Below are 15,927 nucleotides of genomic sequence, written 5' to 3'. Positions count from 1 at the left end.
GGTGCTACGCGAAGTCGTGCCCTGCCGGCCCGATCGCGGACACGCGCAATCTCGCGTAAAGGACAGTGAGCGGCATGATCGAGAAACTTCTGGTCGCCAACCGCGGTGAGATCGCCCGCCGCGTGTTCCGCACCTGCCGCGACGCCGGGATCGGCACGGTCGCGGTGTTCTCCGACGCGGACGCCGACGCTCCGCACACCGCCGAGGCGGACGTCGCCGTCCGGTTGCCGGGCAACGCGCCCGCCGACACGTACCTGCGTGCCGAGCTGCTGATCAAGGCGGCCGTCGAGACCGGCGCCGACGCGATCCACCCCGGCTACGGCTTCCTGTCCGAGAACGCCGCGTTCGCCCGTGCCGTGATCGACGCGGGGCTCACCTGGGTCGGCCCGCCGCCGGAAGCCATCGAGAGCATGGGCTCGAAGGTCGAGTCCAAGCGGATGATGGCCGAAGCCGGAGTCCCGATCCTGTCCGAATTGGACCCGGCCGAGGTCACCGAAGCCGACCTTCCCTTGCTGGTCAAGGCTTCCGCCGGGGGTGGCGGACGCGGGATGCGTGTCGTGCGCTCGCTCGGCGAACTCGCGGAAGCCGTCGAAGGCGCGAGCGCGGAGGCGGCGTCGGCGTTCGGTGACCCGACGGTGTTCTGCGAGCGATATCTGGAGACCGGCCGTCACATCGAGGTCCAGGTGCTCGCCGACACCCACGGCACGGTGTGGGCGGTGGGGGAGCGTGAATGCTCGATCCAGCGCCGCCACCAGAAGGTCGTCGAAGAGGCGCCGTCGCCGTTCGTCGACGAAGCCATGCGGGAGGCGTTGTTCGACGCCGCGCGCAAGGCCGCACAGGCGATCGATTACGTCGGCGCCGGGACGGTCGAGTTCCTCGCCGGACCGGACGGGCGGTTCTACTTCCTGGAGATGAACACCCGGCTCCAGGTGGAACACCCGGTCACCGAGGCCACGACCGGACTCGACCTCGTCTCGCTGCAACTGCGGATCGCCGAGGGTGAACACCTCCCGATCGAGGAGCCGGAGACACGGGGGCACGCGATCGAGGTCCGGCTCTACGCCGAAGATCCGGCCGAGGGCTGGCAGCCACAGAGCGGCACTTTGCACCGGTTCGAGGTTTCCGCCGCGCGGCGGGCATTCGAAGTCGGTCCGGGTGTCCGGCTGGACTCCGGTTTCGTCAGCGGCCAGACCGTCGGCGTGCACTACGACCCGATGCTCGCCAAGGTCATCGCGTACGCCCCGGACCGCCGGAGCGCCGCACGGGCACTGGCCGGCGCTTTGGCCGGTGCGGAGATCCACGGCGTGGTGACCAACCGCGATCTGCTGGTGAACGTCCTGCGCCACGAGGCCTTCCTCGCCGGCGAGACCGATACGGCGTTCTTCGACCGGCACGGACTCGAAACCCTGGCCCGTCCACTGGCCACTGTGGACACTGTACGGATTTCCGCGCTGGCCGCCGCTTTGGCGGGGGCGGCGGCGAACCGCTCGGAAGCGCGGGTGCAGCGGCGGCTGCCGAGCGGCTGGCGCAACGTCCGCTCCCAGGGGCAGCGCAAACGTTTTCGTCAAGGCGGCGACGAGATCGAGGTCGGCTACAGCCTCGGCCGGAACGGTCTGCGCGCCGACGGTTTCGAAGGTGTCGAACTGGTTTCCGCCGAAAGCGGCGCGGTCGTCCTGGAGGTTTCCGGGGTGCGGCGGAAGTTCGCCGTCGCCCGGTACGGCGACACGGTGTACGTCGACTCGCCGGAAGGCGCCGTCGAACTGGATGTGGTGCCGAGGTACACCGATCCCGACGCGGCGCTCGCCGCCGGATCGCTCGTGGCGCCGATGCCGGGCACGGTGGTCCGGCTCGCGGTCGAAGCGGGCGACACGGTCAAGACCGGCGATCCGTTGCTGTGGCTCGAAGCGATGAAGATGGAACACCGGATCGCGGCGCCCGCCGACGGCGTCGTGACGGAACTCCCGGTGGTGGTCGGACAACAGGTCGAAGTGGGCACGATCCTCGCGGTGGTAGGAGACGACGAATGAACGCGATGAACTTCACCGAGCCCGAGGAGCGCGTCGCGCTGCGGGCCGCGGTCGCCGAACTCGGCAAGAAGTACGGGCACGAGTACTACGCGAAACAGGCCCGTGCCGGGCTCAAGACCGACGAGCTGTGGGCCGAGGCCGGACGGCTCGGCTACCTCGGCGTGAACCTGCCCGAGGAGTACGGCGGCGGGGGAGCGGGTATCGCGGACCTCGCCGCGGTGCTCGAAGAACTCGCCGCGGCGGGCTGTCCGCTGCTGCTCATGGTCGTCTCGCCGGCGATCTGCGGCACGGTGATCTCGCGGTTCGGCACCGAGGAGCAGAAGAAGCGCTGGCTGCCCGGGATCGCCGACGGCAGCGGGCGGATGGTCTTCGCGATCACCGAACCGGACGCCGGGTCGAACTCGCACAAGATCACCACCACCGCGAAACGTGACGGCGACGGCTGGGTCCTCAGTGGACGGAAGGTCTACATCTCCGGTGTCGACGAGGCGGACGCCGTCCTGGTCGTCGGCCGTACCGAGGACGCCAAGACGGGCAAGCTCAAGCCCGCGCTGTTCACCGTCCCGACCGACACGCCCGGTTTCGAGTACAAGCAGATCGAGATGGACATCATCTCGCCGGAGAAGCAGTTCGGCCTGTTCCTCGACGACGTCCACCTGCCCGCCGACGCGCTGGTCGGCGAGGAGGACGCGGCGATCGCGCAGCTGTTCGCGGGGCTCAACCCCGAACGCATCATGGGTGCGTCGTTCTCGCTGGGCATCGCCCGCTACGCGCTGGGCAAGGCCGTCTCCTACGCCAACGAGCGCAAGGTGTGGGGCGCGCCGATCGGCACACATCAGGGTCTCGCGCATCCGCTGGCGGAGATCAAGATCGAACTGGAGCTGGCGAAGCTCATGACGCAGAAGGCGGCGTCGCTCTACGACTCCGGGGACGACTTCGGCGCCGGCGAGTCGGCGAACATGGCGAAGTACGCCGCCGCCGAGGTCGCCATCCGCGCGGTCGACCAGGCCGTGCAGACCCACGGCGGCAACGGTCTCGCCAGCGAATACGGGCTGGGCACGCTGGTCACGGCCGTCCGGCTGGGCCGGATCGCGCCGGTGAGCCGCGAGATGGTGCTCAACTTCGTCGGCCAGCACAGTCTTGGCCTGCCCCGGTCCTACTGACTCGTGAGTGGCGAGGCCGGTCAGTGAGGGATGAGGCAAGTCGGGCGGCTCACCTCGGCCGGTATCGAAGGGCCCCTTCACTACCTTCAGGGTAGGTAAAGAGGCCTTCACGGACCGGTGAGCGGGGGCCCCGCACGCCAGACTCCCGAGCCCACCACGGAAGGCGAACGCATGAGCACGCTGCACGGCAAGACGATCATCATCTCCGGCGGCAGCCGCGGGATCGGCGAAGCCATCGCGGTCCGCGCGGCCCGCGACGGAGCGAACATCGCCCTGCTCGCCAAGACCGCCGAGCCGCATCCGAAACTGCCGGGAACGCTCTACACCGCCGCCAAGGCGATCGAGGACGCCGGCGGGCAGGCGCTGCCGATCGTCGGCGACGTCCGGGACGACACGTCGGTCGAGGCCGCGATCGCGCGGACCGCGGAGCAGTTCGGCGGTATCGACATCGTGCTCAACAACGCCAGCGCGATCGACCTGACACCGACCGAAACGGTCAGCATGAAGCGGTACGACCTGATGCAGGACATCAACGCGCGCGGGTCGTTCCTGTTGTCGAAACTCGCCATCCCGCACCTGAAGCAGGCGGAGAACGCGCACATCCTGACGCTGTCGCCGCCGATCAGCCTCGACGAGAAGTGGTTCCGGGCCGGGCACCTCGCGTACAGCATCGCGAAGTACTCGATGAGCCTGGTGACGGTCGGGCTCGCCGCGGAACTGCGGCAGTACGGGATCGCGGCGAACTCGCTGTGGCCTCGGACGACGATCGACACCGCGGCGATCCGCAACGTCGTCGGCGCGGAACTGGCGGCCAAGTCGCGGACGCCGGAGATCATGGCGGACGCGGCGCACGCGATCCTGACCAAGCCGAGCAGCGAGGCGACGGGGAACTTCTACCTCGACGACGAGGTGCTGGCCGCCGAAGGGGTGACGGACTTCTCGAAGTACCGCGTCGGCGGGCGGGAGGAAGACCTGCAGCTCGATTTCTGGGTCGAAGCACGTACTCCAGAATCAGGGCCATGATCCGCGAACCACAACAGGAGCGCAGCCGGACGACTCGGCGGCGGCTGGTCGAGGCCGCCGTCGAGACGATCGGGGAGCTGGGCTGGAACGGGACCACCGTCGCGCTGATCGCCGAACGCGCCGGTGTTTCCCGCGGTGCCGCCCAGCACCACTTCCCGACCAGGGAGGATCTGGTCGCGGCCGCGGTCGAGCACGTCGGCGAGATCCAGATCGTGGAACTGCGCGCCCGCGCCGCGGACCTGCCGTCGGGGCGGTCGCGGATCGAGCGGGCCGTCGACATGGTGCTCAATCTCTACAGCGGGCCGCTGTTCCGTGCCGCGCTCCACCTCTGGGTCGCGGCGTCGACCGACGAGTCGCTGCGCGCGACCCTGGTGCCGCTGGAGGCGCGGGTCGGCCGGGAAGCGCACCGGGTGACGGTCGAGCTGCTCGGTGTCGACGAGTCCCACCAGGGCGTTCGCGAGCTGGTCCAGGCCACTCTCGATCTTGCCCGCGGCCTGGGACTGGCCAACCTGCTGACCGACGACACGAAGCGGCGCAAGCAGATCGTCGCCCAGTGGGCACGGGTCCTCGAGCCGCCACTGGCGTCGGCGAAGATCTCACGGAACCGAGAAGACACCGACAACGTCTGAGATCTTGTTAACACTGATGGAGCAGCGACCGATAACACGGTGTGAGTGCTGCTGATTCAGGTGGCTGATCGAGAGAGGTCCGTCCGGTGTCCGGTTCAGAGATCGAACTGTCCCATCGCGCGATGGCGATGCTGCGAGCGGTCGCGGCGCGCCGTGCCCAGATGTCGTGCAGCTGCGAGCCGGATCTCTTCATCGACGGGTTCGCCTGTTGCGATCAGATGACCGCGCACGCGCTCGCCCGCGGCGGTTACATCCGCCCCGGCGCGTCCACCGGCCCCGCCGCGGTCACCGGCCGCGTGCCCGCCGAGCTGACCGAGGCGGGCGAAGCCGCCATCGCGGTCACCGCAGCAGCCTGACCCTTCACCGCATCGTCTGTCCGCAGTGGACGACGACCGTTTACAACCACCTCCCGCCTTCCTAGGATCCACCCCGGGACGAGGCCGTCGCCGTCGAGCGACGGACCGGGTAGGGAGGTGCCGATGGCACGCACGGCTCGCCACGATTCCGGCGGGGACGCCCTGAACCCGCTCCGGCCGAAGGCCACGCCATCGCGGTGGCAGGGCGCCCTTCGCGAGCTGAAAGACCGGGTCGCGCCCTGGCGACGTCGAGCGCGGACGAGGGTTCACCACCAGACACTCAGCGAGTTGATGCGGAAAGCCGGCGCGGCACCCCGCCGCCGGGGGCCGCGAGGCCCGAAGCACCGGGCTCCGGAGGCCGCTCCCGGGAGCGGGAGGATTCGGCGGATCTCGGCGCTTTCGGCGGGTGGTCTCGTCGTCGGCGGGCTGCTCGCCGTGCTGCTCGCCCCGGCCGACCAGACCGAGGTCATCCCGGGGGCGCCGCTCCCGCCGCCGTCGCCGACCATCGCGCCGCAGGCCGTCGAGGTCCCGGACGACGCGGTGTCTTCGCCCGTCCCGTCGGGGCCCTCGGGTGGCAGCGTCGCTCCTCCGCCGCCGATGACCGCGTCGATGCACGGCTCGGAGACGCCGTCACCGACGCCCACGCCTTCGCCCGAGGAACGGCCGGATCCGCGCGCCGGTCATCACGAGTGGTATTACGACTGGAATCACGGCGGATATCCCGGCGGCGGCCGCTGGCCGCAATGGGGCAGATAGCGCCGATCGGGTGAGCAGAGGTATCGCTCACCGTCGAATAATGATTACGGTTCTCCCCGGATTTCGTCCTTTCGTGTCCGGTACGCCCATTCCTGTGCCCTGGGTTCGATCAGCTCCCTACGATGGTCCGCAATCTTCGATCCCTTCCGGACCACAGCTAGGGGCTGAACAGGAAAGATGAGTGTGGGGCGACATTCTCCCGCGGTGAAGCTCACTCGGAGAATGCTGATCAATCGCGAGGTGGGGGCACCTTCAAGGCCGCAGCCGGTGACGCTGCTGCTCGGCCCGGTCGGCTCGGGTAAGAGCACGGCGCTGGAGGCGATCCGGCACGATCTCGGCTGGGGTGTCGTGCACGCCGGGTTCGACTTCGGGCGCGGCGACCGGCCGAGCACGGTCGACGTGCTGACGAAGCTGGCCTACGCGCTGTCGAGCAAATGGCGGAATCGACCGAAACCGCAGTTCGTGCGTTTCACCATTGCGTTGATCGCCGTCCAGGCGGATCTGCCGGGACGAAATCGTCATGACGACCGGGATCAGCTCAAGACGCTGATCACCACTTTCCACGGAATCCGCTGGACTCCGCAGGCCGACGAATTGCTCACCACGCTGACGGATACCGCGAAGGCGACGGGTCTCGTCGAATCCGCTTACGCAGACGTGTTCCGCCAGGCGTTCCCGCATCTGGTCCGGAACATCCGGCCGCGGCTCGGCAAGGCGTTGAAGTACCTCGCCGACTTCCCGAACGCCGAGGGCAAGGATCCGTTCGACGCGCTGATCGAACTCAACCGGCTCGCCCACGGCACCGCCAGGGACGACAAGGCGGTCACCGAATGGCTGATCGCGGCCTTCCTCGGCGACGTCCGGGAGAACCATCGGAGGATGGCCAAACCGGAGGAGAAGAGCCCGTGTGCCTGTGACCTTTCCGAGCGCCGCAGGCATTGGCACAACTGGGTGCTGCTGCTGGACGACGTCCATCACGCCGGCGGCACCGAGTTCCTCGCCGATCTGATCGCCGCGCGGGAACGGTACGTCCTGCACCACCCGAACGACCGGGACACCCACGACGCGCTGCTGATCGTCGCCACCAGCGGACGGTGGCACCAGGACTGGGGAACGGCGTGGCTGGCGCCGTGGAAACCGGCGGCTTCGGCGCCGCCCGCGGTCCGGCCGGTGGTCGCCTGCGAGGAGGCAGGCTACGAGGACTGGGCGAATCCGCGCGCGGGGGAACTCGAATCCCCCTATTACCCCGTCATGCTCACGCCGCAGCCGATCGGGCAGATCGCGCGTGTCCTCGATTCCGGTGCGACGACCCCCAAGGTGAAACTCGCGCATCTGGCGACCGGCGGGCTGCCGTCGGCGATCGAGCGGATCGCGGGCACGTTGCGGGGAAGAGACGTGCGGGAAGGCGCCCGCGACGTGCTCACCACCGCTGCGGACGGCGAGCAGGATCCGTGTTACCACAGGTTGAAGGAACTGGGCCTGACCGAATATCTCGACGGCGTCCACATCGACGACTTCGTGACCGCCGCCCCGTTCGCGACCGCGCCATGGTTGATCCCGGACGCCGCGCAGAGCCGGATCGACCAGCCGCACGTCGGGCGGATCCTGACCGAACTGCGCATCGCGCTGTGGGTGACGGCGAAGAATTCCACCGCCACCACCGAGGACCAGGCCGCCCTGCACCCGTGGATCGCCGCGAACCTGGTGTCCGCGCTGGCCCGGCGCGATGACGGGCCGACCTACGCCGGTCAGTTCGAGGCGCTGCGCGACGACCCGGACACCGCGCAGGACCCCGTGCGCCTGGCCTACTGCAACCTCGCGCTGGGCGACATCGGCGCGGTGGTCCGCTTCTTCGAAAGCGAGTTCAACCGGATCCCGCACGCCGAGTGGATCGCGAAGCTCCACCTCGTCCTGCACGCGCCGGACGACCTGCCGCCCGGGCGGAAACATGCCGAGTTGTACGAAGAACTCGTCAATCTGGACTCCGCCTGCCATCCGGACGGCCGGACCGAGATCCGCAACAACATCGCCCGGCTCATCGCGGCCGGCTGGCTGACCGCCAACCCGTTCGCCGTCCGCGGTCTGGACCAGCAGCAGGTGATCGAAAACGCCTTCGCCGCGCTGGCCACGACCTCACATCGTCCCGACGTCGGCGCCCTCGTAGCGGCCAAGGATCTCGCCCGTCGCGGCGAGTTCCCCTGAACTCGAACGGAACCCCGTGATGTCCTGGTTCGAATCGGTGAAGACCCGGCTTTCCCGTACCCGCCATCGCGCACCCGCCGGCCCGCCGGTGCGCCCGCGCGGCTGGGCGCAACGCCACCGCGGCCTGCTCTCGGCGGTCGTGGTCGTCCTCCTCGGCGCACTCCTGGTCGCGATCAAACCGTGGGAGAACTGCGGGGCCGGTCTGCGTTCGGTGGACGCGGACGAGAAATCGTCAGGTTCGTCCTATGCCTGCGTCGGCATCAATCTCGAGTCGGGTCCGATGCGGGAGAACGACCCGTTCACCGAACTGGAGAAGTTCATCAAGGCCCGCAACGACGAAGCGGGAAACGACTTCAGGACCATCGTGGTGCTGGAGAACTTCACCCCGGATCCGAAGGTCGACAGCCAGCCGATCGACTTCGTGAAACACGAGGTCCAGGGCGCCATCACCGCCGCGTGGCCGAAGAACGGCCGGGCCGGGATCAGGCTTTTGCTGGCCAACTACGGCAGCAACGCCACCCACTGGAAGGACGTCGCCGAGGAGATCGTCGCGGCCGCGGCGAGCCAGCACATCGTCGCCGTCACCGACGTCGGGGTCAGCTCGGAGCACAGCCGGGCGCTGGTCGCGGAACTGTCCGCGAAAGGCATCGCGACGATCGGCGCCACCGTCACCGCGGACAACATGAACGTCGATCCGCAGGGCAAACGGATCGACAACTTCTTCCGTGTCGGGCCGACCAACACCGACGAGGCACGCGCCGCCGCCGGGTACATCGCGGCGCACGGTTTCCGCCGGGTGATGATGGTCCGGGGCACCGGCGTGGAGGACACCTACGCGACCACGCTCGCGGATGCCTTTCAGAGCGCGTCGAAGGTTCCGATTCTCTTCACCAAGGGATACAACAGCATCCCGTTGTTCGACGCCTCGAGGGAGGACTATTTGCGGAACCTGTTCCGCGGCTACCATTCCGACATCTGTGGCGCCAAACCCGATCTCATCTACTTCGCCGGGCGGGGGCTCGATCTCGGCGCGTTCGTGAAGGCGCTGGCCGGGGACGGCGCCTGTGAAGGGCTCGACTCGGTGACCGTGATGACCGGGGACGACGCGAGCACGCTCGCCGGGAAGCCATTGCCGCTGGACAAGGACATCGGAGTCCGGCTCCGGTACACGGCGCTGGCCTATCCCGACCAGTGGGACATGTTCGCCGCCGATCCGGCGTATCCGACCTACAAGAAGAACCACGACAACTTCGTCGCCGAGTTCACGCGGCGGTTCCCGCGTGGCGGACTGTGGGACGGCGCCGCGATGATCGAGCACGACGCGGTGGCCGTCGCGGTCCGGGCGGCGGGGGACAACGTGTCGGCCGATCCGGTCTCGGTGCCGGACGTGGTGCGCAACATCGACTGCAATTCCTCGGTGCCCGGCGCGACCGGAGCCATCGCCTTCGATCGGACGACGGGAAATCAGCTCGACAAGGTGTTGCCGATCCTGTCGATCGATCCGGACGGTTCGGTGCATCCGGTCGACCTCGTGTGGTCGCGCGGGCGGCCGCTGAACACGGCGCCGGACTGCGGTCGCTGAGGGGTGGCGAGGTGGTGAGGGCCTCCTTCCCTGCCTTGAGAGCAGGGAAGGAGCCCCTCACGGACTGACACCGGTGGGGAACGGAAGTCAGCCGGTATAACCCGCCACGATCTTGGTGTAGTCGTACTTGCCTTGCGCGATTCCCGCACAGTTGTTGCAATCGCGGTTCACCGCCCAGAACGACAACCGGGCGAGATGTTTGCTCGCCGCGTAGTCGCGGATCGCGCGGAAGTCGGCGACGCTGACGGTCTCACCCGCCACATCGGTCTTCCCGTTCATCGACGAAAGCCCGCTGCGCCGGTAGGCCGCGTCGTCGCTCAGACCGAAGGCGGATTTCACCACGTTCTTCAGCCCGTCCACGGCGCTGCGGGTCTTGCCCGCCATGTCACCGCCGCTCGAGAAGTTGAACGGCATGACCGACCACGCGTCGACGCCCGCGCCGAGCGCCTTCGACTGGTTGATGAGCCGCTTGCCGTGCGCGTTGGGGCCGCCGACCTCGGTCGGGATGGTGATGACCACGCGCAGGCCCGGGTTCTTCTGTTTCGTGATCTTGATGGCGTTCAGGATCCGGTCCTGGACGGTGTGATTCTCGAACTCGTCGGTGTTCTCGATGTCGAGGTCGATCGCCTTGAGTTTGTAGGCGTCGATGACCTTTTGATACGCGCCGGCGAGTGCCGCGGGAGTGCCGCACTTGGGGCCGAGCTTCGTGCCCGACCAGCCGCCGAACGAGGGGATGACGTCACCGCCCTTGGCCCGGATGTTGGCGATCATCGTGGCGTCGGAGCCGGTGAGAGACCGGCTGCCGTCCCATTTCGGGTTGCAGCCGCCGTCGGAGAGGATGAACGCGAGAGTGAACGCCTTGACGCCGGTGGCGTTCATGGCGGCGATCGGGTCCGTCTGTCCCGACCACTGGTACAAATAGGGAGAGGCGAGCACCGGGTCCGGGGCCGCCGAGGCGACGGGGGCGAGGCCGGCGGCCGTGGCGAGAGCGGCGCCGACGGTGGTGACCAGTGTTGCCCAGCGTCGTAAGGATTTCATCGGTCCTCCAACTGGTACGCGCGCGGCGAGGCGCGCAGGTGTGGAGCACCTCCGTCTTGACGCGGCGGATCAACCGGGAGGGTGCGCTCACTCACGGTGGACTAGACCATTGAGGACTGTCAAGAATTCACCGGAATACTCGCCGGAAACGACCGACCTTAGTAGGGGGTCATGACCCGGAAAGCGGATCGACACCATCGCGATTACCGGCTAGTTTGCCGAAATGGTGGGGGACTCCCTGATGGCGACCGGAAGCCGCGACCGGAGAGACCGGCTCGCCGCGCCGTGGCGGGTACTGGGGTCGTGGAGCCTGTGGGAATTACCCAGGCGTGGCCTGATCGGATACCTGCTCCTCGTCGACTTCGCCGCCATCGCCGCCACCGTCTACCTCTTCGTGCTGCGGCCGCCCGCGCCGTCGTCGTTTCTTCCGTTTTCCGCTCTGTTAACCGGAATGGTCCTCAGCGCAGAGCTTTCCCGCCCGGTCGAGCGATCCCGCGCCGACACCCGGCTCGGCGCAGGGCTGGACGCGGCGTGGATTTTCGCGGGTGCGCTCCTTCTGCCGCCCGCGCCGGCCGCGGTGCTCGTCGTCGCCTCCGCGGGATATCGCTGGTTCCGGATCCGCCGCGGGATCCCGCATCGGCAGGTGTTCGCGGCGTCCGCGACCATGCTTTCCGCGCTCGGCGCCTCGATCGTCCCGGTATTGCTGGGCGCGCCGCCGTTCATCGGCGCGGCAAGGGATTTCGAAAGTTTCGCCCTGGTTTTCGCGACCGGGCTGGTCTTCCTGTCCGTCGACGCGGCCTTGGCCGCACCGGCGGCCGAATTCGGGGCGGAACCGTCGGGATTCGCCTTCGACGCGGCGATGGTCGCGTTCGGACTGGTGCTCGCGTGGTCGGCGGCGGACTGGCCGTTGGTCACCGTGGTACTCGCGGGGGCGCTCGTGGTACTTCACCGGGCGGGGACGATGCGTGCCCTGCGTGGTCACGCGGACACGGACTCCGGTACCGGACTGCTCACCGCGTCGTCCTGGTTGGACGGTGCCCGCACCCAGTTCGAGCTGCTTCGCGGCCGTGGCGCCGATCTTTCGCTGCTGATGCTCGACCTCGACCATTTCGCCCGGCTCAACGACCGGCACGGCAGGCACGTCGGCGACGACGTTCTTCGGGCCGTGGCGGACACTCTGCGCGCCGAGGTCCGCGCCGCGGACCTGGTCGGCCGGTTCGGCGGCGAGGAGTTCGTGGTCCTGCTGCCCGGCACGAGCCGGTTCGACGCGCACGCGATCGCCGAACGCATCCGGCTGCGGATCTCCTCGACGTTCGTCTCACTGGATGGGAAGTTCGCCGGGGCGACCGTCTCGATCGGAGTGTCTTCGCATCCCGCCAGCGGCGAGACGCTCGACCGGCTCGTCGGCGCGGCGGATCAGGCGCTGCGCGCGGCGAAGGGCGCCGGGCGCAACCGCACCGTCGTCTTCGAGGCCGAAACCTAGCCCTCGGCGGGGACGCCGATGTCTTCGAACCACAGGTCCGGGTGCTCCCGGATGAACTCGGTCATCAGCGCGGTGCACGCAGGATCGTCGAGCAGGGTGATCTCGACGCCGTGCTCCTCGAGCCAGCCGTGCCCGCCCTCGAACGTCGTGGCCTCGCCGATGACGACCCGGCCGATGCCGAACTGGCGCACCAGCCCGCTGCAGTACCAGCAGGGGGACAGGGTGGTGACCATGATCGTGTCCCGGTAGTGCGGCCGCCTGCCCGCGTTCCGGAAGGCCGAGGTCTCGGCGTGCATCGACGGGTCGCCGTCCTGGACCCGGCGGTTGTGGCCCCGGCCGAGCAGGGCACCGGTGGTGTCGAAGAGGGCGGCACCGATCGGTACCCCGCCCTCGGCCTTGCCGAGTTCGGCCTCTTCACGGGCGACGGACAGCAGCTGCGCGGGATCGATCACCTGGGTCACCTTACGGCTCGTGAGTGGCTAGGACGGTTCTAACCGTCCTAGCCACTCACGAGCCAATGCGGACGGGACCTGTCCTGAATATCTGCGACACTCCTCCCATGAAGCGAGCGAACCGATGACCACGGGCACGTCGGCACGGCTGCTGAGGCTGCTCTCCCTGCTGCAGGCGCGCCGGGACTGGCCGGGCGCCGATCTGGCCGACCGGCTGAAGGTCGACGTCCGCACGGTCCGGCGCGACGTCGAGCGGCTGCGCGAGCTGGGCTACCCGGTGCACGCCACCCCCGGTGTCGCGGGCGGCTACCGGCTCGGCGCGGGGGCCGCGTTGCCGCCGCTGCTGCTGGACGACGACGAGGCCGTCGCGGTCGCCGTCGGGCTCCGCACGGCCGCGAACGGGACGGTCTCGGGGATCGAGGAGACCTCGGTTCGCGCGCTCACGAAGCTGGAGCAGGTGCTGCCCGCGCGGCTGCGGCACCGGATCACCGCGTTGAACACCGCGATGATCCCGCTCGGCGGCGTCGTCCCGGTCATCGACGCGGCGGCGCTGACGGTCATCGCGTCCGCGTGCCGTGACCATCAGCGGCTCCGGTTCGGCTACCGCAGCCACAACGGCGACGTCAGCGAGCGCTACATCGAGCCATTACGCCTGGTGCACACCGGGCGCCGCTGGTACCTGGTCGCGTTCGACCTCGACCGTGACGACTGGCGGACCTTCCGCGTCGACCGCATCGACGGCGTCCCGGACACGAGTTTCCGGTTCACCCCGAGGGAACCGCCCGCGGAGGACCTCGCGGCGTACGTCTCCCGCGGGATCACGTCTTCGCCGTATCCGCACCAGATGGTGCTGCGGGTGAACGCCCCGGCGGACGCGCTCGCCGAATACGTGTCCCCGACCGCCGGGACGATCGAGGCCATCGACGAGCACACCTGCCGGGTCCGGGTCGGTTCCAACGACCTTTCCGTGATGCCGTACTACCTCGCCCACTGGGACGTCGACTTCGTCGTGGAGGAGGCGCCGGACGAGGTCAAGGAGCGGCTACGGCTGGTCGCCGACCGCTTCGCGCGCGCGGTCGTCTGAGTCCGAAGTGGACCGCGCGCGTTTGGCCAGCAGGCCGATCGAGCCGAGCGAGATCAGGGCCAGCACGATGATGTAGAGCGAGACCGACATCGAGGTCCCGGTGGATTCCAGCAGCAGCACCATGATGAACGGCGCGAGCCCGCCGCCGACGACCGCGCTGATCTGGTAGCCGAGCGAGGCGCCGGTGTAACGCATCTCGGCGGTGAAGAGCTCGGCGAACAACGCCGCCTGCGGACCGTACATGATGCCGAGGAACAGTGACCCGACGAACGAGGCGATGACGAACAGCGGCAGCGAGGCGGTGTCGATCAGCAGGAACATCGGGATCGCCCAGAGCGCGACGCCCGCCGCGCCGAAGGTGTAGATCTTGAGCCTGCCGATCCGGTCGGACAGTTTCGCCGACAGCGGGATGATCGCCAGCTGCAGGGTGCTGATCAGCAGGGTCGCGACGAGCACGGTGGTCCGTGACATCCCGAGGTGGCGGGTGGCGTAGTCGAGGACACCGTTCAGCAGGATGTAGAACGTGGCGGTGTTGACCATGAACGAGCCGCCCGCCAGCAGCACCGTGCCCTTGTGATGGCGCAGGACGTCGCGCAGCGGCGACTTGGCGCGGCCGCGTTCCTCGGCGGCGAGTTTCGCTTCCGCACGGCGGTATTCGGGGGTTTCGTCGATCTTGACGTGCATGTACCAGGCCAGCCCGAGCACGAGGACACCCACCAGGAACGGGATCCGCCACGCCCAGACGAGGAAATCCGACGGCGGCGCGACCTGGGCGGCGACCAGGAACACCGTGTTCGCCAGCACCACCCCGATCGGGACGCCGAGTTGCACGAGGCTGCCGTACAGACCGCGTTTGCCAGGCGGCGCGTACTCGGTGGCGAGCAGCATCGCGCCACCCCACTGGGCGCCGACGGCGACCCCCTGCACGAGCCGGAGCAGGACCAGGAGGATCGGTGCGGCGATGCCGATCGAGTCGTAGGTCGGCAGCAGGCCGATCAGTGTGGTCGCCGCGCCCATCAGCGCGATCGCCAGCACCAGCACGGGTTTCCGGCCGCGTTTGTCGCCGAGGCTGCCCGCGATGATCCCGCCGAGTGGCCGGGCGAGAAAGCCGACCGCGAAGGTCGCGAACGAGGCGAGGACGCCGGCGGCCGCGTTGCTGGTGGGGAAGAAGGTCTTCCCGAAGACCAGGGCGGCGGCGATGCCGAAGACGAAGTAGTCGTACCACTCGACCGAGGAGGCGAGTGCCGCCGCGGTCGCGGCCCTTCGGCGCTGGGACACGGTGATCGTCGGTTCGGCGGCGGTTTCCGGGGCGTTCGGTGCGGTGTCGGCCATCTGGATGCCCTTCGCTCGGCGCTGCTGCGGCGATGCAGTCCGGGCAAGTTAACAACCGCTTAGTATGTGGTCAACGTCTCAACGGGTAATTCTATATACCGACCGGTTGGTATGTCACTCTGGTGGCGGTAGCGCCGGGAAGGGTCGAACGGTACTGGTCAGGAGAGTTTCGTGCCGAGCATGCGCAGCACCAGTTCGCTGTACTCCTGGCCGAGTTTCTTGGGGGTCTGGCGCGTCCGCTCGCTGTACCAGCGGGAGACGTCGACGCCGAGCGAGAGCACGGCGCGGGCGGCGGTGTGCGGGTCGCCGACGGTGAACACGCCCGTCGCGGCGCCTTCGGTGATGACCTCGCGCACGACCTGCTCGATGCGGCGGCGCAGTTTCGCGACGATCTCGAACTCCTCGTCGGGCAGCGCGTGCAGTTCGTACTGCACCACGCGGGCCACGGTGTGCCTCCGCGCGTGCCACGCCACGAAATCCTCGACCAGCAACCGGATCCGCTCGACCGGGTCGGTCTCCCGTGCCACGACGCTCTCGACCAGCGAGAGCGTCTGCTCGTGGCCGTACTTCGAGATCGCGAACAGCAACGCGGCCTTGGACGGGAAGTGCACGTACAGCGCCGCGGGACTCATCCCCGCCGCCGAGGCGATGTCCCGGGTGGTGGTCGCGTGATAGCCACGGCGCGCGAAGGATTCGACCCCCGCCAGCATCAGCCGCCGTGCCGTCTCCGGCTGGACGTCGGGCCACAGCTCGGCCGACAGCGACATGGTCATCCGCAGATCCTCCCAGACGCTCGTTCC

The 15,927-nt window shown here is 68.7% G+C and carries 14 protein-coding genes; 10 read left to right on the top strand and 4 right to left on the bottom strand.

What is annotated here, in order from left to right; translation table 11 throughout:
* Window positions 1-74: 74 nt before the first annotated feature.
* The 8 genes from BLW75_RS09430 (at window position 75) to BLW75_RS09395 (ending at window position 9,738) form a co-directional block, all read left to right on the top strand.
* The gene (locus tag BLW75_RS09430) at window positions 75-2,027 is read left to right on the top strand and encodes an ATP-binding protein (protein WP_034311868.1); all 1,953 of its coding nucleotides are present in this window, start codon (window positions 75-77) and stop codon (window positions 2,025-2,027) included.
* Window positions 2,024-3,190 (top strand): acyl-CoA dehydrogenase family protein, encoded by a 1,167-nt coding sequence (locus BLW75_RS09425; RefSeq protein WP_091597231.1) that lies wholly within the window; start codon window positions 2,024-2,026, stop codon window positions 3,188-3,190. Before BLW75_RS09430 ends, BLW75_RS09425 begins: the two co-directional genes overlap by 4 nt.
* Window positions 3,191-3,361: 171 nt before the next feature.
* Window positions 3,362-4,213, top strand: a complete 852-nt coding sequence (locus BLW75_RS09420) for an SDR family oxidoreductase (RefSeq protein ID WP_034311870.1) — start codon at window positions 3,362-3,364, stop codon at window positions 4,211-4,213.
* On the top strand, window positions 4,210-4,842 hold the full coding sequence (locus tag BLW75_RS09415) for a TetR/AcrR family transcriptional regulator (RefSeq protein ID WP_034311871.1): 633 nt from the start codon (window positions 4,210-4,212) through the stop codon (window positions 4,840-4,842). The genes BLW75_RS09420 and BLW75_RS09415 overlap by 4 nt, the downstream gene beginning before the upstream one ends.
* Window positions 4,843-4,928: 86 nt before the next feature.
* A complete protein-coding gene (locus BLW75_RS09410) occupies window positions 4,929-5,198 on the top strand; it encodes a hypothetical protein (RefSeq protein WP_034311873.1) in 270 nt (89 codons plus the stop codon).
* Between the two features lie 123 nt (window positions 5,199-5,321).
* Window positions 5,322-5,954 (top strand): hypothetical protein, encoded by a 633-nt coding sequence (locus BLW75_RS09405; RefSeq protein ID WP_241783589.1) that lies wholly within the window; start codon window positions 5,322-5,324, stop codon window positions 5,952-5,954.
* Window positions 5,955-6,221: 267 nt separating this feature from the next.
* Window positions 6,222-8,156, top strand: coding sequence for a hypothetical protein (locus BLW75_RS09400; RefSeq protein WP_244175783.1), 1,935 nt, complete (start codon window positions 6,222-6,224; stop codon window positions 8,154-8,156).
* 19 nt (window positions 8,157-8,175) lie between these two features.
* On the top strand, window positions 8,176-9,738 hold the full coding sequence (locus BLW75_RS09395) for an ABC transporter substrate-binding protein (protein ID WP_034311877.1): 1,563 nt from the start codon (window positions 8,176-8,178) through the stop codon (window positions 9,736-9,738).
* A gap of 87 nt (window positions 9,739-9,825) precedes the next feature.
* Here the strand turns inward: BLW75_RS09395 and BLW75_RS09390 are convergent, their stop codons facing one another.
* On the bottom strand, window positions 9,826-10,776 hold the full coding sequence (locus BLW75_RS09390; protein WP_034311878.1) for a chitinase: 951 nt from the start codon (window positions 10,774-10,776) through the stop codon (window positions 9,826-9,828).
* Between the two features lie 223 nt (window positions 10,777-10,999).
* Here BLW75_RS09390 and BLW75_RS09385 point away from each other — a divergent pair, with 223 nt between their 5' ends.
* Window positions 11,000-12,259, top strand: a complete 1,260-nt coding sequence (locus BLW75_RS09385; RefSeq protein ID WP_241783593.1) for a GGDEF domain-containing protein — start codon at window positions 11,000-11,002, stop codon at window positions 12,257-12,259.
* Here the strand turns inward: BLW75_RS09385 and BLW75_RS09380 are convergent.
* Complete coding sequence (locus BLW75_RS09380) at window positions 12,256-12,720, bottom strand: nucleoside deaminase (protein ID WP_198935732.1); 465 nt, start codon at window positions 12,718-12,720, stop codon at window positions 12,256-12,258. The two genes, BLW75_RS09385 and BLW75_RS09380, sit on opposite strands and share 4 nt — an antisense overlap.
* 115 nt (window positions 12,721-12,835) lie before the next feature.
* On the opposite strand from BLW75_RS09380, the gene BLW75_RS09375 reads away from it, so the two are divergent.
* Window positions 12,836-13,795 carry a helix-turn-helix transcriptional regulator gene (locus BLW75_RS09375; protein WP_034322750.1) on the top strand — a complete coding sequence of 320 codons (960 nt, stop codon included), beginning with the start codon at window positions 12,836-12,838 and terminating at the stop codon, window positions 13,793-13,795.
* Here BLW75_RS09375 and BLW75_RS09370 read toward each other — a convergent pair.
* Window positions 13,754-15,127 carry an MFS transporter gene (locus BLW75_RS09370; protein WP_034322753.1) on the bottom strand — a complete coding sequence of 458 codons (1,374 nt, stop codon included), beginning with the start codon at window positions 15,125-15,127 and terminating at the stop codon, window positions 13,754-13,756. The genes BLW75_RS09375 and BLW75_RS09370 overlap by 42 nt on opposite strands.
* Window positions 15,128-15,285: 158 nt before the next feature.
* Complete coding sequence (locus BLW75_RS09365) at window positions 15,286-15,900, bottom strand: TetR/AcrR family transcriptional regulator (RefSeq protein ID WP_034322756.1); 615 nt, start codon at window positions 15,898-15,900, stop codon at window positions 15,286-15,288.
* Window positions 15,901-15,927 lie beyond the last annotated feature (27 nt).

Source organism: Amycolatopsis lurida (assembly GCF_900105055.1).
GTDB classification, from domain to species: Bacteria; Actinomycetota; Actinomycetes; order Mycobacteriales; family Pseudonocardiaceae; genus Amycolatopsis; species Amycolatopsis lurida.
The sequence above is the reverse complement of the archived record's forward strand: the minus strand, read 5'-3'. Positions and strand labels throughout refer to the sequence as shown.

Coding starts and splice junctions, on each gene's coding strand:
- BLW75_RS09395 (WP_034311877.1), top strand. CDS start 8,176: ATGTCCTGGTTCGAATCGGTGAAGACCCGGCTTTCCCGTACCCGCCAT.
- BLW75_RS09370 (WP_034322753.1), bottom strand. CDS start 15,127: ATGGCCGACACCGCACCGAACGCCCCGGAAACCGCCGCCGAACCGACG.
- BLW75_RS09385 (WP_241783593.1), top strand. CDS start 11,000: ATGGTGGGGGACTCCCTGATGGCGACCGGAAGCCGCGACCGGAGAGAC.
- BLW75_RS09425 (WP_091597231.1), top strand. CDS start 2,024: ATGAACGCGATGAACTTCACCGAGCCCGAGGAGCGCGTCGCGCTGCGG.
- BLW75_RS09430 (WP_034311868.1), top strand. CDS start 75: ATGATCGAGAAACTTCTGGTCGCCAACCGCGGTGAGATCGCCCGCCGC.
- BLW75_RS09415 (WP_034311871.1), top strand. CDS start 4,210: ATGATCCGCGAACCACAACAGGAGCGCAGCCGGACGACTCGGCGGCGG.
- BLW75_RS09390 (WP_034311878.1), bottom strand. CDS start 10,776: ATGAAATCCTTACGACGCTGGGCAACACTGGTCACCACCGTCGGCGCC.
- BLW75_RS09375 (WP_034322750.1), top strand. CDS start 12,836: ATGACCACGGGCACGTCGGCACGGCTGCTGAGGCTGCTCTCCCTGCTG.
- BLW75_RS09405 (WP_241783589.1), top strand. CDS start 5,322: ATGGCACGCACGGCTCGCCACGATTCCGGCGGGGACGCCCTGAACCCG.
- BLW75_RS09420 (WP_034311870.1), top strand. CDS start 3,362: ATGAGCACGCTGCACGGCAAGACGATCATCATCTCCGGCGGCAGCCGC.
- BLW75_RS09365 (WP_034322756.1), bottom strand. CDS start 15,900: ATGACCATGTCGCTGTCGGCCGAGCTGTGGCCCGACGTCCAGCCGGAG.